Below are 19,949 nucleotides of genomic sequence, written 5' to 3'. Positions count from 1 at the left end.
TAACCCTGACGACGAGCAAAAACGCTGGTAGGGTGGGGAGTTAGTTACAACTTCTTACGTTCTGTTTTCCTCACAATTGCCCCTCTCCCAACGGGTGCAAGCTGCGAAAAATCCCCGCTTCCTCCACCAGCCAGTCATGCACCGCACGCACGCCCGGATGGTTCAACGCGCCCGGCGCATACAGCAGCACGTAGCGTTTATGGTTGGGCACGGCCAGGCCGAACGGCACGATCAAGGTGCCGCGCTCCAGCTCATCGTTCAGCAAGGTGCGCCGCGCAATCGCCACGCCCATGCCGGCGATGGCGGCTTCGATGGTCAGGTGATTGCGGTTGAAGGTGTGCCCGCGCCGTACGTCGGCACCGTGGTAGCCGATGGCATTGAGGTAAAACTCCCATTCGGCATATTCATAACTCCCACGCCAGGCCGTGATGTCGTGCAGCAGCGGGAAATGGGCCAGGTCCGCCGGGCCATGCAAGGGTGGGCGGCCACGCAACAGGCTGGGGGCGCACACCGGGAATATCTGTTCATCCAACAGGGCTGTGGATAACAAGCCAGGGTAGCTGCCGTCGTTCAGGTCGATGGCCAGGTCAAAGTCGCCTTCATGCAGGGCAATGCTGCTGTCTTCGGCGACCATGCGCAGTTGAATGTCCGGAAAACGCTGCTGAAAACGTGGCAGACGCGGGGTCAGCCACTTGCCCAGAAACGAGGGGATTGAACGCAGGCGCAAGGTGCCGCTGATCATCCCGGCGTCCAGGCGCTGCAGTTCGGCATCGATGCTGCCATAAGCCTCCCCCACCACGGCCGCCAGGCGCTGCCCCTCGGCGCTGAGTTCAACGCCTCGCGCACGCCGATGAAACAGTCGAAAGCCCAGGCGCTCTTCTAGCTGGCGAATTTGTTGGCTCACCGCTCCCGGCGTGATGTGCAGTTCCTCGGCGCAGCGGGTGAACGATAGATGCCGCGCAGCGCAGGAAAACACATGCAGCCAGACATAGGTCTGGCCATGGAGGGGGCGAGTCATAGCGTTTAGTCCTGCTAAAGGGTGTCTTAGGATAATTCGTTGGTCAGTACTGATCCAGAGGCTCAGTATCGCGCCAATTCCGCCTGCTCTACAAAACATGGCAGCGATTTCTACTCCATTGCTTGTAAGGCTTTAGCATGGCTATCAGTGTTTTCGATCTATTCAAGGTGGGCATCGGCCCTTCCAGCTCCCACACCGTTGGCCCGATGCGCGCTGCCGCGACATTCGCCCAAGCCCTGACCGACCTGCATTTGCTCAGCCAAACCCGGCGCGTCGAAGTGCGCCTGTATGGCTCGCTGTCCGCTACCGGCGTCGGCCATGCCACCGACCGCGCCTGTGTCATGGGCTTGATGGGTGAATGGCCAGATCGCGTCGACCCCACCTCGATCAATGCGCGTATCCAGCAACTGCGCGAGTCCGGCCAATTGCTGCTGGCGGGCTCTCAGGCAATTGCTTTCAACTGGCACACCGACTTGCTGCTGCTGGACGAAAGCCTGCCGTACCACCCCAACGCCATGTCCTTGCACGCCTATGGCGACAGCGGCCTGCTGAGCGAACAAACCTATTACTCGGTGGGCGGTGGTTTCATCATCGAAGCCGCCGAAGCTGCATCAGGCATTGCGCCGACCAGCGACGTGCAATTGCCCTACGACTTTTCCAGTGCCGTAGAACTGCTGGCCTTGTGCAACAAGCACGGCCTGCGGGTATCCGAGCTGATGATGGCCAACGAACGGGCGTGGCGCAGCGATGAAGATATCCGCAGCGGCCTGCTGCATATCTGGTCGGTGATGCGCGAGTGCGTGGAACAGGGCCTGCGCGATGAAGGCATCCTGCCCGGTGGCCTGGATGTGCCCCGTCGCGCCGCGAAGTTGCATCGCAACCTGTTGGAAATCGGTAAGCCCAACGTGATCACCTCGACCTTGTCGGCGATGGAATGGGTCAACCTGTTCGCCCTCGCCGTCAACGAAGAAAACGCCGCTGGCGGGCGCATGGTCACCGCCCCGACCAATGGCGCGGCCGGAATTATCCCGGCAGTGCTGCATTACTACATGAAATTCAACGCCGACGCGTCTGACGACGACGTAGTCAATTTCTTCCTGGCCGCCGCTGCCGTCGGCATCCTCTGCAAGAAAAACGCCTCCATCTCCGGCGCCGAAGTCGGCTGCCAGGGCGAAGTGGGCTCGGCCTGTGCCATGGCCGCCGCAGGCCTGGCCGATATCCTCGGTGCCACCCCGGAGCAACTGGAAAACGCCGCCGAAATTGGCCTGGAACACAACCTCGGCCTGACCTGCGACCCGGTCGGTGGCCTGGTGCAGGTGCCGTGCATCGAGCGCAATGCCATTGCGGCGGTCAAGGCGATCAACGCCACGCAGATGGCCCTGCGCGGTGACGGCAAGCACTTCATTTCCCTCGACCGGGTGATCCGCACCATGCGCGATACCGGCGCCGATATGCATGACAAATACAAAGAAACTTCACGGGGCGGCCTGGCGGTCAGCTGGGTGGAGTGCTGATCGGAGCACTGCTACCCGCCCCAACGTGAGCCCGCGCAAAAATAATAACGAGGCAATACCGATGACTGATGTACGTACACCTGCTGCCGAAAATCCCGATGTCAGAGAAAACACAGTAACCACCGGCTGGACCAAACACGACACCACCTGGATGCTCGGCCTCTACGGCACTGCCATCGGCGCGGGCACCCTGTTCCTGCCGATCAATGCCGGCTTCGGTGGTTTCTGGCCGCTGATCGTGCTGGCACTGCTGGCCTTTCCGATGACCTTCTTCGCGCACCGTGGGCTGACGCGCTTTGTGCTGTCGGGCAAATCCGGCGACATCACCGAAGTGGTCGAGGAACACTTTGGTGTCGGCGCGGGCAAGTTGATCACCCTGCTGTACTTCTTTGCGATTTTCCCGATCCTGCTGGTGTACAGCGTCGCACTGACCAACACCCTGGGCAGTTTCATGGAGCACCAATTGCACATGGCGCCGCCGCCACGGGCGATTCTGTCGCTGGTGCTGATCCTCGGCCTGATGGCCATCGTGCGGTGTGGCCAGGGCGTGATCGTCAAGGCCATGAGCGTGCTGGTGTACCCCTTCGTTGCCGCCTTGCTGCTGCTGGCATTCAGCCTGATTCCCAACTGGAACGGAGCGTTCTTCGCCTCGGCCAGCGAAGGCATGCCGCTGCCGCTGTTCTTCAAGACGTTGTGGATGGCGATCCCGGTGATGGTGTTCTCGTTCAACCAGAGCTAACGACACACAGGCCCAATGACCATTGAGGCTTGACCACATGACCAGCACCAACACTGCCCACCCTGTCACAACCACTGTCACAACTCCTCTAAGCTCGCCTTACTACTACCGTAGGCATGGGGTCTACTACATGCGGTTACGTCCTGTAGGCTCCTTGAAGGGCCATGCGGTATCCTTGCGGACCACTGACAGGAGCCAAGCCATGACCACCTCACAGGACCTACGCAACGCCTTGAAGGGCTTCCACCTCGACAACCCTGGGGCGACCTGGGAGGAGATCCGTGAGGCTATCCGTTCGTTTGCTATTGAGGCCCTTGAGGCTGACCACAGCGGTGACCCTATGCAAAGCTATGGCATGGTCTATCAGGATCTTAAGGCCGACCTGAGAGGTCACGCTATGACAGCCTCTATGAGCCCCTTACAGAGCCATGGCCTGGATACTGCGATCACTGCTGTAGACGGTGCGTTAAGTCGCCTGAATGGAAACCTAAAGCCTCTCAATGGACTCCTTCGGGACCTCTCAGGTCCTCAAGCTGGTCTCCCTGGGGAGCCTGTGGGTTTGCGTCCCTGGGTCACTCAATCTGTAAAGGGATTCGACCCTAAAGGGATCATTGAGTCTTCCATTGAGTCTTCCATTGAGTCTTCCATTGAGTCTTCCATTGAGTCTTCCACTCAGACCCAGGCCCTAACGGTGGCCTTCAAGGACCTCTCTAAGGCCTACCTAAAGGAACACTCAGGCAACGTAAAGGCCACCACTCTAAAGGGGCTCAATGCGACCCTCAACGGGCTGAGCGCTGCCCTGGGCGATACCGACATGATGACCCACACGCGGGACGACATGACCACCTTAAAGTCTGACCTCAATGAGAGCAGGGCTAACGCCACTGTTAACAAGATGCTATCAACCCTACAGACGGTCCTTGAGTGGGCTGTGAATACAGGCACCATTGAGCGTCACTATGCCAAGGGTCTCAAGTTCAAACGTGATGCAGACTCAGACCGTAAGGCCTTCACTGAGGCCCAGGTAGTGGACGTGATGACCCAGGCCACAGAGGACCATAGCGAGACCTCGACGGTCATTCAGTTGGCAACCATCACCGGGGCCCGACTCAATGAGATCCTGACCTTGACCAAGGAGGATGTCCGTGAGGTGGCCGGTGTATTGGTGATCGACATCAATGAAGACCAGACCCACAAGTCTCTCAAGAACCGCTCAAGCGCTCGACTGGTCCCGCTCGTTGCTGCCCATGGGTTCAACCTTGAGGCCTTCCTTGAGGTGGTCGCTGGGTTGCCTGCTGGTGGTCGCTTGTTCCCTAACGTGACCCACAACACAGGGCGAGCCATTAACGCCAAGCTACGGACCTTCCACGGTCTGGATGACAAGGCCCTGGTCCTGCACTCCCTGCGCCACTCCCTGGCTACCGCTATGAAGTCTCAAGGGGTCAAGCTGGAACACGCACAGGCGATCCTGGGGCACTCCTCGGGCGTCATTACCTGGGACCTTTACGGACGTAGTGCAGTGGCTGACCTTGAGGCCCTGAGGGATGCCCTGGCCGTTGCCCACGGGATGACCCAGGCGGTGACCCAATGAGCCCGACTATCAGTGTGAGCGTGGTCCTGGGGCTGCTGGCCTATGCTGGCGCTGTTCATCTATGGCGGGCCTACAAGAAGCACCGAGACGCCTACCGCCAAGGCTACCTATTGAGGGTCCGCTATGAGGCTGCTGTAGACACGGTGCAACTCCTTAACCACTGGTACAGCCTTGAGCCCAAGGGACCCGAGGAGGACGCCTTAGCGGCTGAGGTCCTTGAGTTCCTGGCACAACGTGACGCTGAGACCCTGGCCCAAAGGGCGACCACTGAGGCAAAGCCTGGGAGCTGGACCTAACGGCACCACAAAGGGCGCTCCACGTTTCATTCTGAGGAACTGACAGGGGCATAGCCCTACAGAATCATCACAGCGTCACCCTTAAAGGCTCGATTGGTTCCCGTTGTGGGACTGGTCGGGCCTTTGTCGTTTAGGTCCCTGTGAGAAACTTTAGGTGTGTGAGTAAAACTCGTTGACAGTGTGTGAGGAGGCCTGTGCCTTGACGACTCCTAACCACACACCTCACAAGGTAGCCACACAATGACCACCACCACACAAACCCAAGCCGCTCCTAAATCCCCAGTCGCAACACTGCGCCCAGGCTTCACCGAGAACGCCACCCAGGCAACCCATGAGATTTATGGCATGCCCTCAGGCCTGACCTATGAGGTCTCCGTCAAGGACCACGCGGACAAGTTCTTTCTGTTCACCCACCTTGACGTGTGGCTGGCGACCGGCTGGCTTGTGACCTCTGTCTATGAGGCCCAAGGGTTGTACGTGATGCAGGTCCGCAAAGGTCGCCGTATCGGGACACTGGTCTCTGAGGGTGACGCCCCTCTGTGGCACCAAAGCTCCCGCGCTGACCATGCCCTCAAGAACTTCTGCTAACCCACACCGACCGCCAGGGCTCTCACAAGGGGCCCTCACAGGAGACGCGCAATGATCCTCACCACTGACAAGCTGACCATCACCCTGACTTGCAAGCTGACCCGTGATGGCTTCGCCTGGGTCGCCCAAGGTCCTAACCACGTTGGCCGTGATTCCATGGCCGTGACCGGGCACCTCGACAACCTGACCCGCCCCGAGAACGCTAAGCGCTGCCTTGAGCTGTTCCGTGAGACCCACCGTAAGGGTCACGCTGCCTTCACTATCGCCCCATGTGATTCCCTTCGGTCGGTCTTTGTGGCCGTTGAGGTGACGCCATGATGGCCTATGTGGGTTGGACCTTAGGGTCTATGGCGATCCTTGGCGGCGTCCTCTACCTGGGCGACCGAGTACAAAACCTGCTGACCACCCACTGACCACCTAAGAGGCCTGCTGTATGATGCGGGCCTTCTTGTTCTCACCGCCCAGGTATCCAACACCATGACCACCGACACCACCCTCCTGACAGACTCTGTGACCATCGCCAAGGCCACACCCAAGCGGCGACACGTTGACCTCAAGGTGAGCCTGCTGGCTGCCCTGACAGAGCTTGAAGGCCTGGGCCTGCTGGTCAAGACTGTGGACGGTGAGGGCCTGCACCAATGGCATGACCACAGAGGAACCCTTGAGGCCGCCGAGCGGGTCTATCTGGATTCACTGCGGCGCCCTGGCGTGACCCTGGACCTGGGCCGGATGGTCCTCACCGCGCTTGTCCTGAGAGCGAGACACCCAGGAGACACAGCGGCAATCGTTGAGGCCCTTAAAGGGTGACCCTAAGGCGCTCTGTGCTGAAATCTAAGAGAGACCCAGGGCCATAGGCCTGCACAATCAACACAGCGACACCATATTGAGAGCCCTGGGCGTGACTGCCTGGGGCTTTGCCGTTTCTGAGGGCCCAATAGATGACCGCGCGGGCCTACATGCGTGCGTGTATAGACAGATGGAAAGGGTCATTGAGAGACCTGGGATTAAAACCCCTCACCTATACAGGATAGACACCACGTCTCCCTGGCACCTCCTCAACGCTTGCCCTGTCGGTTCCCTCAATGGGTCCTGATGGGCTGCGCCTGGGAGGTCGGAACAGAAACCCTCACTAAGGCTACAGACAATCCAATCGACCCAGGAGACCACCAACATGACCGACCTCAAGACCATCACAATGACCAGCGTTGAAATTGCAGCCATGACCGGCAAGCAACACGGTCACATCCTGCGGGACGTTGATAGAGCTATCCAAGCCATTCAATCATCCCGGCTAAAGGCTGATGCAGCCCAGGGCACTCACTCCAAATCTGGAGAGTGTTCAATTAATACACAGTTCGGTGCGACCGAGGCCACGTATACGGATGGCCGGAACGCTGAGCGCCGTATGCTGATCCTCAATAAGCAAATGGTCTTCACCATCATCACCGGCTGCCCGCAAAACCACTCACAACCAACGGAGACCACCGACCCAGGAGACCACCACCATGACCCACCACACCACCACCGAACTACTCCACACCCTGGCCGATGAATTCGACCGGGCCGACTACCTGACAGGCCTTCGCCTTGTCCCTGAGAACCCTAAGCGAGGAACCGTGCCGACGATAATCAAGAACCCTTTCTGTGGTCACCTGGACATTCAGGACCGCTATGACCGCTGGTCTGAGGACATCCTTTCAGGAGTCGCAAGGCTGGACCACGGCGGGACCAAACAGCTACCCGTCAAGACCCTTTATGAACTGATCGAAGCGCTTGACGTTCTCTCAACGGAGACCATAGGCGCCCACCTGGGCCTGTCCGCAAGGATGGCGCGGCGTTATCTCAATGCCCTTGAGGTCGCAATGCAACCGCTTATGAGGTCCCGGCCTAAGTGGCTGAGGGCTGCTATGGGCGACCTTGAAGACCACGAGCGGGTCACCGTCCCGGCCACACAATCAGCACCTGACCAGATGGCACAGCTACGGCTGGACCTGGGCGCCGATGCGTTCGCGGATTAATGCGGACACAAGATAATAAACCCTAAGGACCGACCTCTAAGGGCACCGACTCAATGAGGACACAAGCTAAAGATCCTCTCTGAGACCCTTTGTGATGGGAGTTATTTGCTGACAAGCAATCCCACCTCTAAGAGACCTTTAAGACCCTCTGAGCTTAGAGCCTGGGTCTATCGACCACAGATTGACCAGCACCACTGAGCAACCTTTAAGGGACCACTGAGCAACCGCCCAGGGCCCACCACGCACCTCTAAGGCCCACACCATAGGGCAACCCAGGAGACCACCACACAGACACCAAGGAGACCACCACCATGCAGAACATTCAGATCGACGTTAAGACCCTTTCCGCTTCCCTCAAGGTTGACCCTCTGAGCCCTTCGGGCCTTGCGACCCTTGAAGGTCAACCCGTAGGCACCCAGCGCCCCGATGGCTATTGGTCATTCCAAGGGCTGGCAGTTCACCGGGTCGTGTATGCACTCACCACCGGCACCGACCCACAGGGCCTATACATCGACCACAAGGACGGTGACCCAGGCAACAACAAGGCCAGCAACCTACGAGCCGCCACCAATCGCCAGAACGCCCGCAACACCCCAGGCCGTGGCGCATTCTTCCCGAAAGGGGTCTACCTCAACGCCAAGACCGGGCGCGTGACTGGCTGTGTCGAAGGCTACAACCTGCGCAAAAGTTTCATCCTTGACCGTGACCATGACAGCACCCAGCTCAACGCAATGTGTCGTGCTGCCCTTGAGGCGATCCTTGAGGAACACGGCGAGTTCGCCAACCTGACCAGCTTTTACTGTCAGCTCCCGATAGAGGCCGTAATGGGTCCCGCCGAGGGCTGGCCGTGAGCCTGGGTCAATCCCGTGTGCCCTCACCTATAAGGGGAGATAAGTACCACCCTGGAACAAAACCCCTCACCAGATGAGGAAGGGACACACACCCGGACTAACCAAAAACTCACAGAAATTTTCACAGACCCGAAAGGAGAACCACCACCATGACCGCCCACACCGAACGCCGTACAGACACCACCGTATCCCTGGCCGTGGCCTTGCGCCTGAGCCACACCGACACCCTCAAGGCAATCTCTCAGGCCCTCCCTGAGCTGCCAGAAGGGACCGACACACTGACCCGTGCTGAGGCGATGGCCGTTGCCGAGCTGGTCGCCCCTGAGCGCTCCCTTGAGGTCTTCAACGCACTGCGCAAAGACGCCCAGTAAGGGACCCACAACCAACACAGGAGAACCACCACCATGACCGTACACACTGAAACCGCTATGACCTCCCTGGCTCAACGCATGATCGGCAAGGGCGACCAGCAATGAGCGCCTACCACGCACCCAAGGTGCCGACCATCCTGACCAAGACCCAGCGTTACCACCTGCATACGTGGCTGTCCCTGGACCTGCAAGGCCACACCCTGGAGGAAATCCGGGAACACTTTGAGGTGACCCAGGGTCGTCGCCGTGAGGCCAAGAAGGTACGCGAGGCGAAAGCCCGTGAGGCCCGAAAGGAAGCCCTCAAGGCCACTGAGGAATAGAAACCCTCACTAAGGTTACAGCACACCATCACCACCACCGAACTGTGAGGGCACAACCCGACACACTTTTATGATTAACACCAAGGAGACCACCACCATGACTACGGAGACCACCACCACCCAAGCACCGACTATCCTGACCGCTGAGGCATACGCCGACCTAAAGGCGAGCATCCGTGCCAGTGTCTTGACGATCCCGGCTCGACCGATTCCCGCTGACCTCAACGCTGATGACCTGCCCGCCTGGGTCGAATGGTTGACCAGCACAGAGGAACCGCTGAGCGAGCTGGTAGAGCGTTACAAGGCCCTGCCTACTGCCCAACACCTGAGCGCTGCCACCCTTGTGGGAACCATTGGGGCAAGCGTTGAGGTCAGCCGCCTTATGACGATGTGGGCTGACTTCTATGAGGCGAACCCTGAGGCCCTTAAAGGCCACGGTCTGAGCCGCGTTAAGACCATCCTTGACCAGCGCCGAGCAGCCGCCCGAGCGTTGCCTATTGGCCTGCCTCCTATTGAGGTCTGCCGTACCCTTTGGGCATTGGACCCTGAGAGCCCTACAGGCCTGCGCTCTGTCCGCACCGGGAAGGCCCTCAAGGGTGAGCCCCGTGCTAATGGGTCGGTCATTGTGTACCGCCCTGCCACTGGCGAGAAATTCAGCTTCGACCCGGCTGACATTGTGTTTGCCCTTGAGGATGACCTTGAAGGGATCGACCTAACCACGTTTGAGCGCGCCGAGCTGGCCCGTGCTGAACAACTCAAAGAGGACCGCGAATCAGTGACCACTATCACCGAGGCCGAACTACAGGCCATCAATGAAGAATTCCCACCGGCTGCCCGCCTTCCATTCATCGACATGCGCATTCGCTACAACAACCGCCGCTGTGAGTTCCGTACCTGGGACCCTGAGGCCAAGCGTGTGACCTTTGACGCTCCCGCTGTCCTGGCTGATATGCGGACCCGTATCGGCATCCGTACCGTTGAGCGCTTTGAGCGTCTGGTAGAACAAGGCATCGACCTTGCTGGCATCCTGTGTGCCCACCTGCGCATCCCACTGACCCACGGGTCCCTCATGTTCCAAGACCCTGACAACACCGCCAAGGGTCGTATCTGAGGGTCACCCTAAAGTAACCACACACCTGACCTTCCTGGGCTCCCTGTGAGCCTGGGCGGGACCTTATCGACTTCCCATAGGAGAACCACTATGACAACTGCAAGCATGACCGCAACCCACGCTATCGCCATCGCCCTGGGCGGTGAACACCGGACCGTCAAGGACCGCGCTGAGATCATCCTGAACAACCTTGAGGAGTCCGGCACCGTGACCAAATCCGAACACCTGGGCGGTTTCCGTTGGACCCTGACCAGCCCACACCCGGCCTTCCCTGGTGACGTAGTGGCCGAGCATGGTTTCTACCTCAACGCCTCAAAGGCCCGCTACGAAACCCTTCTGGTCTCCCCGGCGATTGGCTTAATGCTGGCCGCTGTGGTCCGTAAGCCTGGACACATGGCAAAGGTCGTAGCACTGACAGCACAGTGACCGAGCTTCAAGAGCCCTCAATGGGCATTCAATCCTGAGGCTGTATCTCAATCCCGTGTCACCTCACTAAGGAGAGATAGAGCCGTCCCGTTCAATGAGTCTGTGCCTTTCAACAGCACAGCACAGCGTGAGTCTGACCAACCATAGGCCAGCGGCGCGGGACACTCTGACCCTATCACCATCATTCAAAGGAGAAATTCCACCATGAAACTCAACATCGTTCGTCTGTCCGAAACCAAATACGAAGTCCAAGGCCAGGAGGTCAGCAAGGAGTTTGCCGAGGGCGTGATGCTGTCCGGCTTGTTCGCTGCCTGTGGTCGCAACATTGACCGCATGACCGAAATCTGTGACCAGTATGAGGCCGCTGGCTTGTCGCCTAAAGCCTTCGCTGAGGAGTACCGCAAGGTCTCTATCCAGCGCGCCGAGATCGCCCGCGAGGAAGCCAAGCGCCGTAAGGATGCTGAGTTCTTCTCTGAGCGTAACCGCCAAATGAGCGAGGCTTGCGACCCTCTGGCAATCGCCCGTAAGAAGGCTGAGCGTGAGGCCAAAGAGGCCAAGATCCGTGCCCATGGTCAATCTATCCGCGCTGCCCGTAGTGGTGGTGGCCGTGCCCTGATGGGCTATGACGAAAACGACACCTGGATTTAATCCTTGAGTCCCTGTGAGGGGTCCCCTGTGGGCCCTTCAAGGACCGTCAAGAACACCTGCAAGACAACCTATCGACCCTGACCACAAAGGCCCAGGGCGAGACCCTATTGATTCCCTAAAGGAGATCCATCAAATGTCTAAAGTAAACATGACCCAAACCACTGGCACCGTTAACCGCAACACCGACCACCGTGACGCCCGTGACCGTTTCGCTATGCCTGACCGTATGCACGTTGAGTCGGTCGTCGAGGGTTCCACCGTGGCCCGTTTCAGTGACAGCCGTGTGCGTCAAGGTGCTGCACCTAACGAGCTGGACTATGTGGCCTTCCTGCAAAACTGCATTAACGTCTACCTGAACAGCGACGACTGGCGCGAAGCTGCCGAGGAAAATATCTCCTGTGAGTTCCGCCCTGCTGGCACCGAGCCGACCGTTCAACAAGTCGCCTTGCTGGAAAGCCGCGACATCGAATTCGACCCACGCACCTCCCTGTATGACCGTTCGCAAGTGGTCACCAAGGGTAAGGCCATCGCTGGCGACTTCCTGTTCTCTGAGCCTTGCAGCACTGCCGCTCTGTTCTCGACCCGTCTGACCGTGCTGGACGCCAACGTCATTGGTGGCTTCACTTCCAACGGTGCCGAACAAACTGTGGTCAAGTTGCTGACTGACTTCCAAGTACAGTGCAATACAGTCGTGGCTAAGATCCTGGCTAAGACTGCCAACCTGCGTAAGGTCAAGGCCTCTATGCCTAAGGGCGCTCCTCGTGAAGTTGCGGAAGACCTCATAGACATCCTGGCCGTAAACGTAGACACCGCTTTCGGTTCGGGTCTGGATGACTTCACTTACATGCTCCCAATCAGCATGGGTCCTACTCTTGATCGCGCTGCACAACGTGCTGGCGTAGAGGACGTGTCTGAGTTGATCGGCGCGGGAGTGCAATATCATGGCGGGCCGAAAGGTCTGGTGTTCATGATCCCGAATGCCTTCGCAATGCTGTCTTTCCGTGAACAACGCGATGGCGACATTTGGACCACTCATGTGACCCGTGCCCCTGGCGTCCAAGGCTATGACATTGAGATCAGCGGCGTAGCTGACGTAGTGGCTAACGCTATGGTGCGCCTCAAGATTGAAAACCCTGAGGACACCTCTGAGCGCTTGCAAACCGAGACCGTGAAATACCCTGTCGTGACTCTTATCGAGTTGGAAGACAAGTAACACCCGAACAACCTACAGGGCCTTAGCGGGTCCTGTGGGCTTCGATAGACCCTCTGAGCCGTCTCTTTAAGGGATAAGGTTTCACCAAAACTCTAATCTCTTGGATTCACTCAAGGAGGCTTAGAGGGTCTATCGAAGCTCACACGCTTCACCTATCGCCCGTCGCTGGGCATTACCTCACAGAGTCTTTCTGATTGCTTCCTGTGCCACATCCAGAACCCTTGTCGTGGGTCTCTGTGCTGGACTGTGGGAGCGAACTCAGGGAGCAATCAAAAGGAGTCACGACAATGACACGCTACAGCTTAACGAACCCTCGACCCATTCCCCTCGACCTCTGCAAAGAAAACTTTGTGGTGGACCCTGAGAGCCTTTCGGGTCTCCGTTGGATTAATGGCGGTATCGCTGGGAGCCTTAACGATGGTGGCTATTGGAAAGTAAAGCTACACGACATCACCTATCCAGTTCACCGCATTGTGTGGACGCTGACCCATGGCCTTATTGGTCCCGGTCTGGTGGTAAACCATATTGACCAAGACCCAAGCAACAACCGTATAGGCAACCTTGAAGCAATCACCCAGGCCCTTAACCTACGTCACCAAGGCAAGAAAGGCCGGTCTATCTGGTATCCGGTAGGCATCACACAGAACGCTAAGGGAATGATCCGGGCATGTTACCGACCCTCTCAGGAGATCCGTGGGCCACTGGTGTCTATCTGCCCGAGCTTCAAGGCCGACCGTGATGACTCCTCAGAGAGGCTTAACGACATGTGCGCCAAGGCCCTGGCTGCGTTCATAGAGCGTGACGGGCCGGATAGTCCTACCGTTGCCAGCTTCTATAGCCACCTGCCCATTGAGGCGATCTTAGGTCCAACCGAGGGCTATCCCTAAACACCGTGGACCCTCTCGACCGATACGAATGTTAGGCCACGGGTCTGCATCGAATCGCAAAGGAGGTGCCATTGTGAAACGTGAAACCCTAAAGGTTGTCCTTGTGGCGACCCTCAAGACTAAAGCCTTCTGGCGCTTGGTCGGTACTGTGGCCCTACTGGCTGGCTTAACGATCCCTGACGGGCTCCTTGAGTTGGTCGCTGAGCTGGTCCGTGAGGTCCTGGCTGAGGTAGGCACTACCGTTGCCGCTGCTGTACTGACTGCCCCATGGGTCAACCTTGTGGCCGCTGTGTGATGACCTGACAGACCCTGAGCTGTGGCCCTTTGTGGTCACCTTAGGGTGTGTCAGATTGTCGTCACAGTGTCAGAGGCATGGCGTCAATATCTCAATCCCGGATTCCCTCACTAAGGAGAGAGAGGAGAGACCCCCCCCTATGGGTCCCTTAATGATTCCTCACTGAGCCTTACCTTAAAGGTATCTTTAGGTTCACACCTCACCCATGACTGAGAGAGACCCTTAAAGGCTCCTCTATGGTCTCCTCATTGGTTGGTGATTATTGCTGATAAGCATCACCTCCTTTAAGCTGTTCCCTTGCTGTCCCCTGTTAGGCCTTAGTGGCTTGACGTCTATCCCTATGCTCTCTCTTTGACTGTGGTGGTCAACAGATTGTGGTGGTCTGGTCTCCCTGTGGGAGCATGGCTGTGATAGTCGTCAAGACCAGTGAGTCTTATCAGACAGCTCACTATCTCCTTTAGAATCCCTGGGTCCCCTCATTGGCCCAGGACTCTTTTGTCTCAACCGTTACGCTATGGCCCGACCGCCTGACACGTAATGAACTCTCACAGACTCTTTTGGTTTGGACCTTATGGAACCTTGCGGCTGCCCTCGGTGGGCGTCTGTGGGTCTCAAGGAGGTCGGCCATAAGGTCCAAACCAAAAGGAACACCGACTATGAACACATCGAAACAAACCCTACCTAAACGCCTGGACCTTGAGGCACTGAGAGGTGCCCTACGGATTGACCTACAGAGCCCTACACGGTTGGCATGTGCCCGCACGGGTAAAGCTCGTGGGTCGATACGTAGCGATGGCTATGGGACAGTCATAGTCAATAAGGTGGCATACCCTGTACACCGTGTAGTGTTTGCTCTCCACAATGGTTATGACCCATACCCGTTACCAGTCCACCATAAGGACGCGGTGACCAAGGATAACCACCCTGAGCTGTTAGAGGCTGTCACCAATAAAGTCAACTCACAGCAGCGCTTAAAGAACCGTGACCTGTGCTTTCTTCCTCCCCTGGTGAGCATCAAGGCTAATGGTCTAATGCAGTGCCGAACACGGGCCCATAGTGACAGCCCTGGGAGGGGCCGCGATGTCTACCTAATGCCATGCCGATACGCGCATCTTGACGACTCCTCAGAGTGGCTTAACGCTGCCTCAGAGGCTGCCCATGCGTGGCTCACAGAGCGTAACGGACCAGACTCAGCCTCACTTGCTGGGTTCTATTGTCAGCTCCCGATAGAGGCCGTAATGGGCCCCGATGAAGGCTGGCCCTAAGTGTTACACTATAACGTCTTTGAGTTCTCCTTTGTGGGGACTTGAGGGCGTTAGCTCAATGTAATGTTATCCGGTAACGTCCGTCGAGGTTCCTTTAGGATCACCTTGGGGATTAAGGGTCAACCAAAAAATGACAGAAAAATGTCCGACCCCATGTCATAACTACCACCTGTGCGTGTACCCCCGGTGGGCACCCGTGTGCCTGAGCCTTATGGCGCCTGGGCGTGATCTTCATCGCGCCTGTGTGTCGTGTCGCGTAAAAGCCCTGGGATTCCCTGGAGGCTGAGCCCTTGAGGTTGACCATGAGGTGACCATGCTGTGTCCTCACTGAGCCCTTGAGGTGACCCACGGATGACCCTGAGACCATGAGTCATTGTCACAACACTGTGCCAACACTGTCACAAAGGTCCTTGACGGTGCCTGTAGGTCCTGGCTTAATGGGTCCTCTCCTGCTGTGCTGTAGTTCTCGTTCAACCATTCGCCGATCATCTCCGCCTTCGCCGTGGACCAGAAGCGCGTCTACGGCGCCCAGGCCGAGCGCAAAAGCAGCGGCATCCTGGCCACCGCCCACGGCATGATGGTGCTGACCGTGATGTTCTTCTGCTTTAGCTGCGTGCTGGCGCTGTCACCGGCTGACCTGGCCGCCGCCAAGGCGCAGAACATTTCGATCCTGTCGTACCTGGCCAACCACTTCCAGACGCCGGTGATTGCCTACGCCGCACCGTTGATCGCGCTGGTGGCGATTACCAAATCCTTCCTGGGTCACTACATTGGTGCCAGCGAAGGCTTCCAGGGGCTGATCGTCAAATCCCTGCGTGGGCGCAACCGTTCAATGTCGTCCAAATGGCTGGAACGCTGCACCGCGTTGTTCATGGTGCTGACCTGCTGGGCCGTGGCCACCTTCAACCCGAGCATCCTGGGCATGATCGAAACCATGGGCGGGCCGATCATCGCGTGCCTGCTGTTCCTGATGCCGATGTACGCCATCCGCCGAGTGCCATCTTTGCGCCAGTATTCAGGCCAGGCATCGAATGTATTTGTGGTGGTGATCGGGCTGATTGCGCTGTCTGCGATCGTTTTTTCCGTGATGCCCTGAATTAGCTCACTGATCTCCAAAAACAGCACAAAAAATGTGGGAGCGGGCTTGCTCGCGAATGCAGTCCTTCAGCCAAGTATTTGTTGGCTGATACACCGCAATCGCGGGCAAGCCCGCTCCCACAATTGAATATCTATGCCGGGTAAATCGCTGTACGGCACGCCCTTTGCTGTAGAACTTTTGAGGAAAACGGAATTTGGCCAGTGGTCAGGCAATGCGAACTAATCCCGACACCGGCCGTCAATGACTGCATGTTCTTATCAGGCGGTAACGCACCATGGACAATCCTTTTCAGATCATCACCGACACGTTCAGCCCCCAATACCGCGTCAACCTGAGCATCCAACGGCTGGACGGCAGCATCATGCTCACCCTCTCTGACGAGGCCGGCGTGGTGGCCAAGCGCATGATCAGCGCCGAACAGCGCAACGACCCGCAGCGCCTCAGGCGCCTGGTGCAAAGCATCCAGTTCGGCATCGCCATCGAGCAGGGCCATAGCGCCGTGGAAATTCTGGAACTGATGACGGACGGCGACAGCCACAAACTCCTGCAGCGACCGCCCGCCCGTACCCTACCCTTCAGCGTCGGGCTTTAAAGCTCGTCCTTCTCGGTCTCCAGGCTCGCCTCGCCCTTGCGACGCGGGCTTTCGACCTTCACCGAAGGGAACGCCGACGACGCGTAGCGCACCACCAGGATCGCAAACGCCAACAGCAAAATGCCGCCGCACAGGTAGATGATGCCCACGTCCGGCGGGTTGTGGTGCGACACGTTGGAGATCAGCAAACGCGTGAGCGCAGTGATCGCCACGTAGATCAGGAAGCGCACCGGCATGTGGTTGGTCTTGAAGTAAATTCCGACCATGGCGCCCAATTCCAGGTAGATGAACAACAGCAAGATGTCATCGATCTTGATGTGCCCGTTCTCCAGCATCCCCAGGAATTCCATCACCGCTGCCCAGGCGGTCACCGCACCAATGGCGAACAGCGCCAGGTAATGGAACGACTCGACAAACAGATTACCCAGCGACTCGGCCAGCCCGTGTACTTGCTGACGCAGCCTTTCGGCCCAATTGATTTTCACGATGATGCTTCCTTAGGTCGGATCGACCGGATAATGCGGGGTGGACGTGACGGTTGTTCTGCATGCAGAAAAAAGGCCAGCACTGCCATGAGATGATGGCTCGGTGGCATGAGGCACAGAAATCCGAGCCCTTACCAGAGTGAGCGTTTGCGCTGTAGCAAACCCCCATTTCCCAACTACATTAAAAACCTACTACCCAAACCCCGACGTTTGGCTTATCCTTTTAGCTGTATATAAATACAGTAGTCGCAAAAGACAACTATCGTGAAGGCATGTGAGGTGGTGAATGGCCGTCGAAGTGGTATACCGCAGCAGCCGAGATCTGGAGCGTTTGTTCATGGATAAAGCCGAAGCTGACCGTCATGACAAGATGCTTGAACTCGCTGAGTTGCTGGCAGAGGTGTTGCAAAAAGCCGTGCCGTCGTTGAGCGAGCAGCAGGTAGAAGAAGCCGGGATCTACATGGCGAAGAACCGCGATGTATTTGCCAAGGCGTTCAAGAGCCAACCGGACGCATTGTCCGAGTTGCTGAACCCGGCGGCGGAGTAAAACCCGAATTGAACAGGCCCTGAATCATGGATTCAGGGCCTTTTTAATGCCTGGCCTATTTGTACAGCAGGCGTTCGGCCAGCTCATCGGCCACCCGTGCGGGGGAGCGTTTTTCGGCTTGGGCGTGGGCGAAGATTTCGGTCAGGCGGCTGCCGATGTTCGACAGATGCGCGGTGATGCCTGGCAGGTCGGTGCCGGCGTGTTTGAGGGCGACGTAGATCAGCCCGCCAGAGTTGATCACATAGTCCGGTGCGTAGAGGATGCCGCGGCCTTCCAATTGGTCGGCGATGTCCAGGTTGGTCAGTTGTGCGCTGGCCGAACCCGCCACGGCGGCGCAACGCAACTGGCCGACGCTGTTACGGTTGAATACGGCGCCGACGCCGCACGGTGCGAGGATGTCGCAGGGCGTGCTGAGCAAGGCGTCGTTGGCAATCGGGTGGGCACCCAATTGCTCCATGGCCAGTTGCACCTTGCCGTGGTCGATGTCGCTGACCAGCAGCTCAGCACCGGCGGCGTGTAGTTGTTCGGCCAGGGCATAACCGACGTTGCCAAGGCCCTGCACCGCCACGCGCAGGCCCTCGAGGTTGTCGCTGCCCAGGCGCGCCATGGCGGTGGTGCGGATACCGGCGAACACCCCCATGGCGGCATGGGGCGCGGGGTCGCCGGCGGCGGTGGTGCTGGTGACAAAGCGGGTGTTCTGGGCGATGCAGTCCATGTCGGCGACCGAGGTACCGCTGTCGATCGAGGTGATGAAGCGGCCGTCGAGTTTTTCCACACAACGGCCAAACGCCTCGAACAGCGCCGCACGGCTTTCCACGTGCACGGGGCGAATGATCACCGCCGTGCCGCCGCCCACCGACAGCCCGGCCAGCGCTGCTTTGTAGCTCATGCCTTGCGCCAGGCGCGCGGCATCGGCCACGGCGGTTTCGTCGTTAGGGTAAGCCAGGTAACGACAGCCACCCAACGCTGGGCCCAGGCGACTGTTGTGGATGGCGATGATCGCCTTCAAGCCGGTCACCAGATCAACGCTCAGGTGCAGCGATTCAAGGCGGGTGCTGTGCATGAGCGCAAACATCAATGGGCTCCCGAATCACTTCTGGTAGTGGGCCAAGTATAGGCTTGCGGCAGAAAACTGTTGGATTGCGCGGGAATAAGCCGCGCGTTTTCGTGGGATCTACGACATAAGCGCGTGGGATTATCTCTCAAGATGCTGGACGAAAATTCGTAGCAAGGCTAAAACGGAGGCATACGCCGGAGAACTCGATGAATCCCCGCACCGCCTTTTTCGCCTGCCTGGACCGTTCACCCCCCGCGCTGTTTGAAGCCGCGCTGTGGATTGCTGCCGAGCATGACGCCAGCCTGCAGCCGGCGTTGATCCTGCACGACCTTGGCGCGCTACAACAACAGGTCAGCCTGGGCATGCCCCTGCTACCGGCGGATAAACTCGGCCAGCCGCTGCTGCGGCGCATGAATGACCTGGGGTTTGCCCAGGATGACCACACGCCGTTGCGCCCCGCCGCCGCGCTGCTGGACAAAGTGCTGCAACGCAAACGCGGGCAACCCTTGGCCATGGGCCTGATCGCACTGGAGATGGCACGGCGCCTGGATATCCCCCTGGTCGGCGTGAACTTCCCCGGGCATTTCCTGCTGCGGGTACCGGGAGCCGATCACCTGTTGGACCCTTGCGGCGGCCGGCGCCTGTACCCCAACGACTGTCGCGAGTTGCTGGCGCGCCAGTACGGGGCGAAGCTGAAATTGCAGGCCGATCACCTGCTGACCGCCGAGCCACGGGCCATCCTGCAACGGCTGTCGCGCAACCTGCGCCAACTCTACCTTGCCAACGACGAGCCACTGGCCGCCCTGGTGGACGCCGAGCGCGTACTGGAACTGGGCAACGCCAGCGCCTCCGACTACCTGGCGCGGGCCAGCCTGTATCAACGCCTGGACTGCCCCAGCGCCGAACGCTTCGACCTGGAACACGCCCTGCTGCTCAGCGACGACCCGATCCAGCGCCTGCGCCTGACCGAACGGCTAGGGCACCTGCCGCCCAACTCAGTGATGCACTGACCCCTGTA

23 protein-coding genes and 2 pseudogenes are annotated in these 19,949 nt (G+C 58.5%); 22 read left to right on the top strand and 3 right to left on the bottom strand.

The annotated features are described in order from the left end of the window. Positions 1–70 precede the first annotated feature (70 nt). A complete protein-coding gene (locus JJD66_RS15325; RefSeq protein ID WP_054897740.1) occupies positions 71–1,018 on the bottom strand; it encodes a LysR substrate-binding domain-containing protein in 948 nt (315 codons plus the stop codon). Between the two features lie 137 nt (positions 1,019–1,155). Between JJD66_RS15325 and JJD66_RS15320 the strand changes: the two genes are divergently transcribed. The 20 genes and pseudogenes from JJD66_RS15320 (at position 1,156) to JJD66_RS15225 (ending at position 16,842) form a co-directional block, all read left to right on the top strand. Continuing rightward, positions 1,156–2,532, top strand: coding sequence for an L-serine ammonia-lyase (locus JJD66_RS15320; RefSeq protein ID WP_054897739.1), 1,377 nt, complete (start codon positions 1,156–1,158; stop codon positions 2,530–2,532). 61 nt (positions 2,533–2,593) lie between these two features. Next, positions 2,594–3,268, top strand: a pseudogene (locus tag JJD66_RS15315) (aromatic amino acid transport family protein); the annotation flags it as partial. Between the two features lie 205 nt (positions 3,269–3,473). After that, a complete protein-coding gene (locus tag JJD66_RS15310) occupies positions 3,474–4,862 on the top strand; it encodes a tyrosine-type recombinase/integrase (RefSeq protein WP_200648511.1) in 1,389 nt (462 codons plus the stop codon). Beyond that, on the top strand, positions 4,859–5,158 hold the full coding sequence (locus JJD66_RS15305) for a hypothetical protein (RefSeq protein ID WP_200648510.1): 300 nt from the start codon (positions 4,859–4,861) through the stop codon (positions 5,156–5,158). Before JJD66_RS15310 ends, JJD66_RS15305 begins: the two co-directional genes overlap by 4 nt. Before the next feature lie 240 nt (positions 5,159–5,398). Further along, positions 5,399–5,746 (top strand): hypothetical protein, encoded by a 348-nt coding sequence (locus JJD66_RS15300; RefSeq protein WP_170059212.1) that lies wholly within the window; start codon positions 5,399–5,401, stop codon positions 5,744–5,746. Between the two features lie 51 nt (positions 5,747–5,797). Further along, positions 5,798–6,064 carry a hypothetical protein gene (locus JJD66_RS15295; RefSeq protein ID WP_170059213.1) on the top strand — a complete coding sequence of 89 codons (267 nt, stop codon included), beginning with the start codon at positions 5,798–5,800 and terminating at the stop codon, positions 6,062–6,064. A 159-nt stretch (positions 6,065–6,223) separates the two neighbouring features. Further along, positions 6,224–6,553, top strand: a complete 330-nt coding sequence (locus JJD66_RS15290; protein WP_170059214.1) for a hypothetical protein — start codon at positions 6,224–6,226, stop codon at positions 6,551–6,553. A gap of 364 nt (positions 6,554–6,917) precedes the next feature. After that, entirely contained in the window at positions 6,918–7,298 is a 381-nt protein-coding gene (locus tag JJD66_RS15285) for a Rha family transcriptional regulator (RefSeq protein WP_200648509.1), read from the top strand. After that, positions 7,252–7,764, top strand: coding sequence for a hypothetical protein (locus JJD66_RS15280; RefSeq protein ID WP_200648508.1), 513 nt, complete (start codon positions 7,252–7,254; stop codon positions 7,762–7,764). The genes JJD66_RS15285 and JJD66_RS15280 overlap by 47 nt, the downstream gene beginning before the upstream one ends. Positions 7,765–8,075: 311 nt before the next feature. Beyond that, positions 8,076–8,615 (top strand): HNH endonuclease, encoded by a 540-nt coding sequence (locus JJD66_RS15275; RefSeq protein ID WP_200648507.1) that lies wholly within the window; start codon positions 8,076–8,078, stop codon positions 8,613–8,615. A 149-nt stretch (positions 8,616–8,764) separates the two neighbouring features. Further along, entirely contained in the window at positions 8,765–8,986 is a 222-nt protein-coding gene (locus tag JJD66_RS15270; RefSeq protein WP_200648506.1) for a hypothetical protein, read from the top strand. Positions 8,987–9,087: 101 nt separating this feature from the next. After that, positions 9,088–9,306: a hypothetical protein gene (locus JJD66_RS15265; protein ID WP_200648505.1), complete on the top strand. Its 219-nt coding sequence runs from the start codon at positions 9,088–9,090 to the stop codon at positions 9,304–9,306. A gap of 97 nt (positions 9,307–9,403) precedes the next feature. Next, positions 9,404–10,417, top strand: a complete 1,014-nt coding sequence (locus tag JJD66_RS15260) for a hypothetical protein (protein ID WP_200648504.1) — start codon at positions 9,404–9,406, stop codon at positions 10,415–10,417. Positions 10,418–10,507: 90 nt separating this feature from the next. Continuing rightward, entirely contained in the window at positions 10,508–10,843 is a 336-nt protein-coding gene (locus tag JJD66_RS15255) for a hypothetical protein (RefSeq protein ID WP_200648503.1), read from the top strand. A gap of 204 nt (positions 10,844–11,047) precedes the next feature. Next, positions 11,048–11,491, top strand: coding sequence for a hypothetical protein (locus JJD66_RS15250; RefSeq protein WP_200648502.1), 444 nt, complete (start codon positions 11,048–11,050; stop codon positions 11,489–11,491). A gap of 133 nt (positions 11,492–11,624) precedes the next feature. Continuing rightward, positions 11,625–12,704 carry a hypothetical protein gene (locus JJD66_RS15245; protein WP_200648501.1) on the top strand — a complete coding sequence of 360 codons (1,080 nt, stop codon included), beginning with the start codon at positions 11,625–11,627 and terminating at the stop codon, positions 12,702–12,704. Positions 12,705–12,991: 287 nt separating this feature from the next. Then, positions 12,992–13,591 carry an HNH endonuclease signature motif containing protein gene (locus JJD66_RS15240; RefSeq protein WP_200648500.1) on the top strand — a complete coding sequence of 200 codons (600 nt, stop codon included), beginning with the start codon at positions 12,992–12,994 and terminating at the stop codon, positions 13,589–13,591. A gap of 951 nt (positions 13,592–14,542) precedes the next feature. Beyond that, a complete protein-coding gene (locus JJD66_RS28490) occupies positions 14,543–15,151 on the top strand; it encodes an HNH endonuclease signature motif containing protein (protein ID WP_200648499.1) in 609 nt (202 codons plus the stop codon). A 463-nt stretch (positions 15,152–15,614) separates the two neighbouring features. Further along, positions 15,615–16,247: pseudogene (locus JJD66_RS15230) on the top strand (HAAAP family serine/threonine permease); the annotation flags it as partial. A 277-nt stretch (positions 16,248–16,524) separates the two neighbouring features. After that, the gene (locus JJD66_RS15225) at positions 16,525–16,842 is read left to right on the top strand and encodes a DUF3509 domain-containing protein (protein ID WP_200648498.1); all 318 of its coding nucleotides are present in this window, start codon (positions 16,525–16,527) and stop codon (positions 16,840–16,842) included. Here the strand turns inward: JJD66_RS15225 and JJD66_RS15220 are convergent. After that, positions 16,839–17,327: a phosphate-starvation-inducible protein PsiE gene (locus tag JJD66_RS15220; RefSeq protein WP_200648497.1), complete on the bottom strand. Its 489-nt coding sequence runs from the start codon at positions 17,325–17,327 to the stop codon at positions 16,839–16,841. The genes JJD66_RS15225 and JJD66_RS15220 overlap by 4 nt on opposite strands. A gap of 286 nt (positions 17,328–17,613) precedes the next feature. On the opposite strand from JJD66_RS15220, the gene JJD66_RS15215 reads away from it, so the two are divergent. Next, positions 17,614–17,874, top strand: coding sequence for a YebG family protein (locus JJD66_RS15215; RefSeq protein WP_003188807.1), 261 nt, complete (start codon positions 17,614–17,616; stop codon positions 17,872–17,874). Between the two features lie 55 nt (positions 17,875–17,929). Here the strand turns inward: JJD66_RS15215 and JJD66_RS15210 are convergent, their stop codons facing one another. After that, on the bottom strand, positions 17,930–18,949 hold the full coding sequence (locus JJD66_RS15210; protein ID WP_200648496.1) for a Glu/Leu/Phe/Val dehydrogenase family protein: 1,020 nt from the start codon (positions 18,947–18,949) through the stop codon (positions 17,930–17,932). A gap of 188 nt (positions 18,950–19,137) precedes the next feature. Between JJD66_RS15210 and JJD66_RS15205 the strand changes: the two genes are divergently transcribed. Beyond that, positions 19,138–19,941, top strand: coding sequence for a SirB1 family protein (locus JJD66_RS15205; RefSeq protein ID WP_200648495.1), 804 nt, complete (start codon positions 19,138–19,140; stop codon positions 19,939–19,941). The last annotated feature ends 8 nt before the right edge of the window (positions 19,942–19,949 follow it).

This window comes from Pseudomonas sp. MF6751, assembly GCF_016613265.1.
In the GTDB taxonomy this organism is placed as follows: domain Bacteria; phylum Pseudomonadota; class Gammaproteobacteria; order Pseudomonadales; family Pseudomonadaceae; genus Aquipseudomonas; species Aquipseudomonas fluorescens_BV.
The sequence above is the reverse complement of the archived record's forward strand: the minus strand, read 5'-3'. Positions and strand labels throughout refer to the sequence as shown.

Excerpts from the sequence above, each read along its gene's own strand:
- JJD66_RS15250 (WP_200648502.1), top strand. The coding sequence starts at position 11,048 with ATGAAACTCAACATCGTTCGTCTGTCCGAAACCAAATACGAAGTCCAA.
- JJD66_RS15325 (WP_054897740.1), bottom strand. The coding sequence starts at position 1,018 with ATGACTCGCCCCCTCCATGGCCAGACCTATGTCTGGCTGCATGTGTTT.
- JJD66_RS15295 (WP_170059213.1), top strand. The coding sequence starts at position 5,798 with ATGATCCTCACCACTGACAAGCTGACCATCACCCTGACTTGCAAGCTG.
- JJD66_RS15265 (WP_200648505.1), top strand. The coding sequence starts at position 9,088 with ATGAGCGCCTACCACGCACCCAAGGTGCCGACCATCCTGACCAAGACC.
- JJD66_RS15310 (WP_200648511.1), top strand. The coding sequence starts at position 3,474 with ATGACCACCTCACAGGACCTACGCAACGCCTTGAAGGGCTTCCACCTC.
- JJD66_RS15225 (WP_200648498.1), top strand. The coding sequence starts at position 16,525 with ATGGACAATCCTTTTCAGATCATCACCGACACGTTCAGCCCCCAATAC.
- JJD66_RS15205 (WP_200648495.1), top strand. The coding sequence starts at position 19,138 with ATGAATCCCCGCACCGCCTTTTTCGCCTGCCTGGACCGTTCACCCCCC.
- JJD66_RS15260 (WP_200648504.1), top strand. The coding sequence starts at position 9,404 with ATGACTACGGAGACCACCACCACCCAAGCACCGACTATCCTGACCGCT.
- JJD66_RS15245 (WP_200648501.1), top strand. The coding sequence starts at position 11,625 with ATGTCTAAAGTAAACATGACCCAAACCACTGGCACCGTTAACCGCAAC.
- JJD66_RS15275 (WP_200648507.1), top strand. The coding sequence starts at position 8,076 with ATGCAGAACATTCAGATCGACGTTAAGACCCTTTCCGCTTCCCTCAAG.
- JJD66_RS15255 (WP_200648503.1), top strand. The coding sequence starts at position 10,508 with ATGACAACTGCAAGCATGACCGCAACCCACGCTATCGCCATCGCCCTG.
- JJD66_RS15320 (WP_054897739.1), top strand. The coding sequence starts at position 1,156 with ATGGCTATCAGTGTTTTCGATCTATTCAAGGTGGGCATCGGCCCTTCC.
- JJD66_RS15215 (WP_003188807.1), top strand. The coding sequence starts at position 17,614 with ATGGCCGTCGAAGTGGTATACCGCAGCAGCCGAGATCTGGAGCGTTTG.
- JJD66_RS15210 (WP_200648496.1), bottom strand. The coding sequence starts at position 18,949 with ATGTTTGCGCTCATGCACAGCACCCGCCTTGAATCGCTGCACCTGAGC.
- JJD66_RS15300 (WP_170059212.1), top strand. The coding sequence starts at position 5,399 with ATGACCACCACCACACAAACCCAAGCCGCTCCTAAATCCCCAGTCGCA.
- JJD66_RS15240 (WP_200648500.1), top strand. The coding sequence starts at position 12,992 with ATGACACGCTACAGCTTAACGAACCCTCGACCCATTCCCCTCGACCTC.
- JJD66_RS15305 (WP_200648510.1), top strand. The coding sequence starts at position 4,859 with ATGAGCCCGACTATCAGTGTGAGCGTGGTCCTGGGGCTGCTGGCCTAT.
- JJD66_RS15270 (WP_200648506.1), top strand. The coding sequence starts at position 8,765 with ATGACCGCCCACACCGAACGCCGTACAGACACCACCGTATCCCTGGCC.
- JJD66_RS28490 (WP_200648499.1), top strand. The coding sequence starts at position 14,543 with ATGAACACATCGAAACAAACCCTACCTAAACGCCTGGACCTTGAGGCA.
- JJD66_RS15280 (WP_200648508.1), top strand. The coding sequence starts at position 7,252 with ATGACCCACCACACCACCACCGAACTACTCCACACCCTGGCCGATGAA.
- JJD66_RS15290 (WP_170059214.1), top strand. The coding sequence starts at position 6,224 with ATGACCACCGACACCACCCTCCTGACAGACTCTGTGACCATCGCCAAG.
- JJD66_RS15285 (WP_200648509.1), top strand. The coding sequence starts at position 6,918 with ATGACCGACCTCAAGACCATCACAATGACCAGCGTTGAAATTGCAGCC.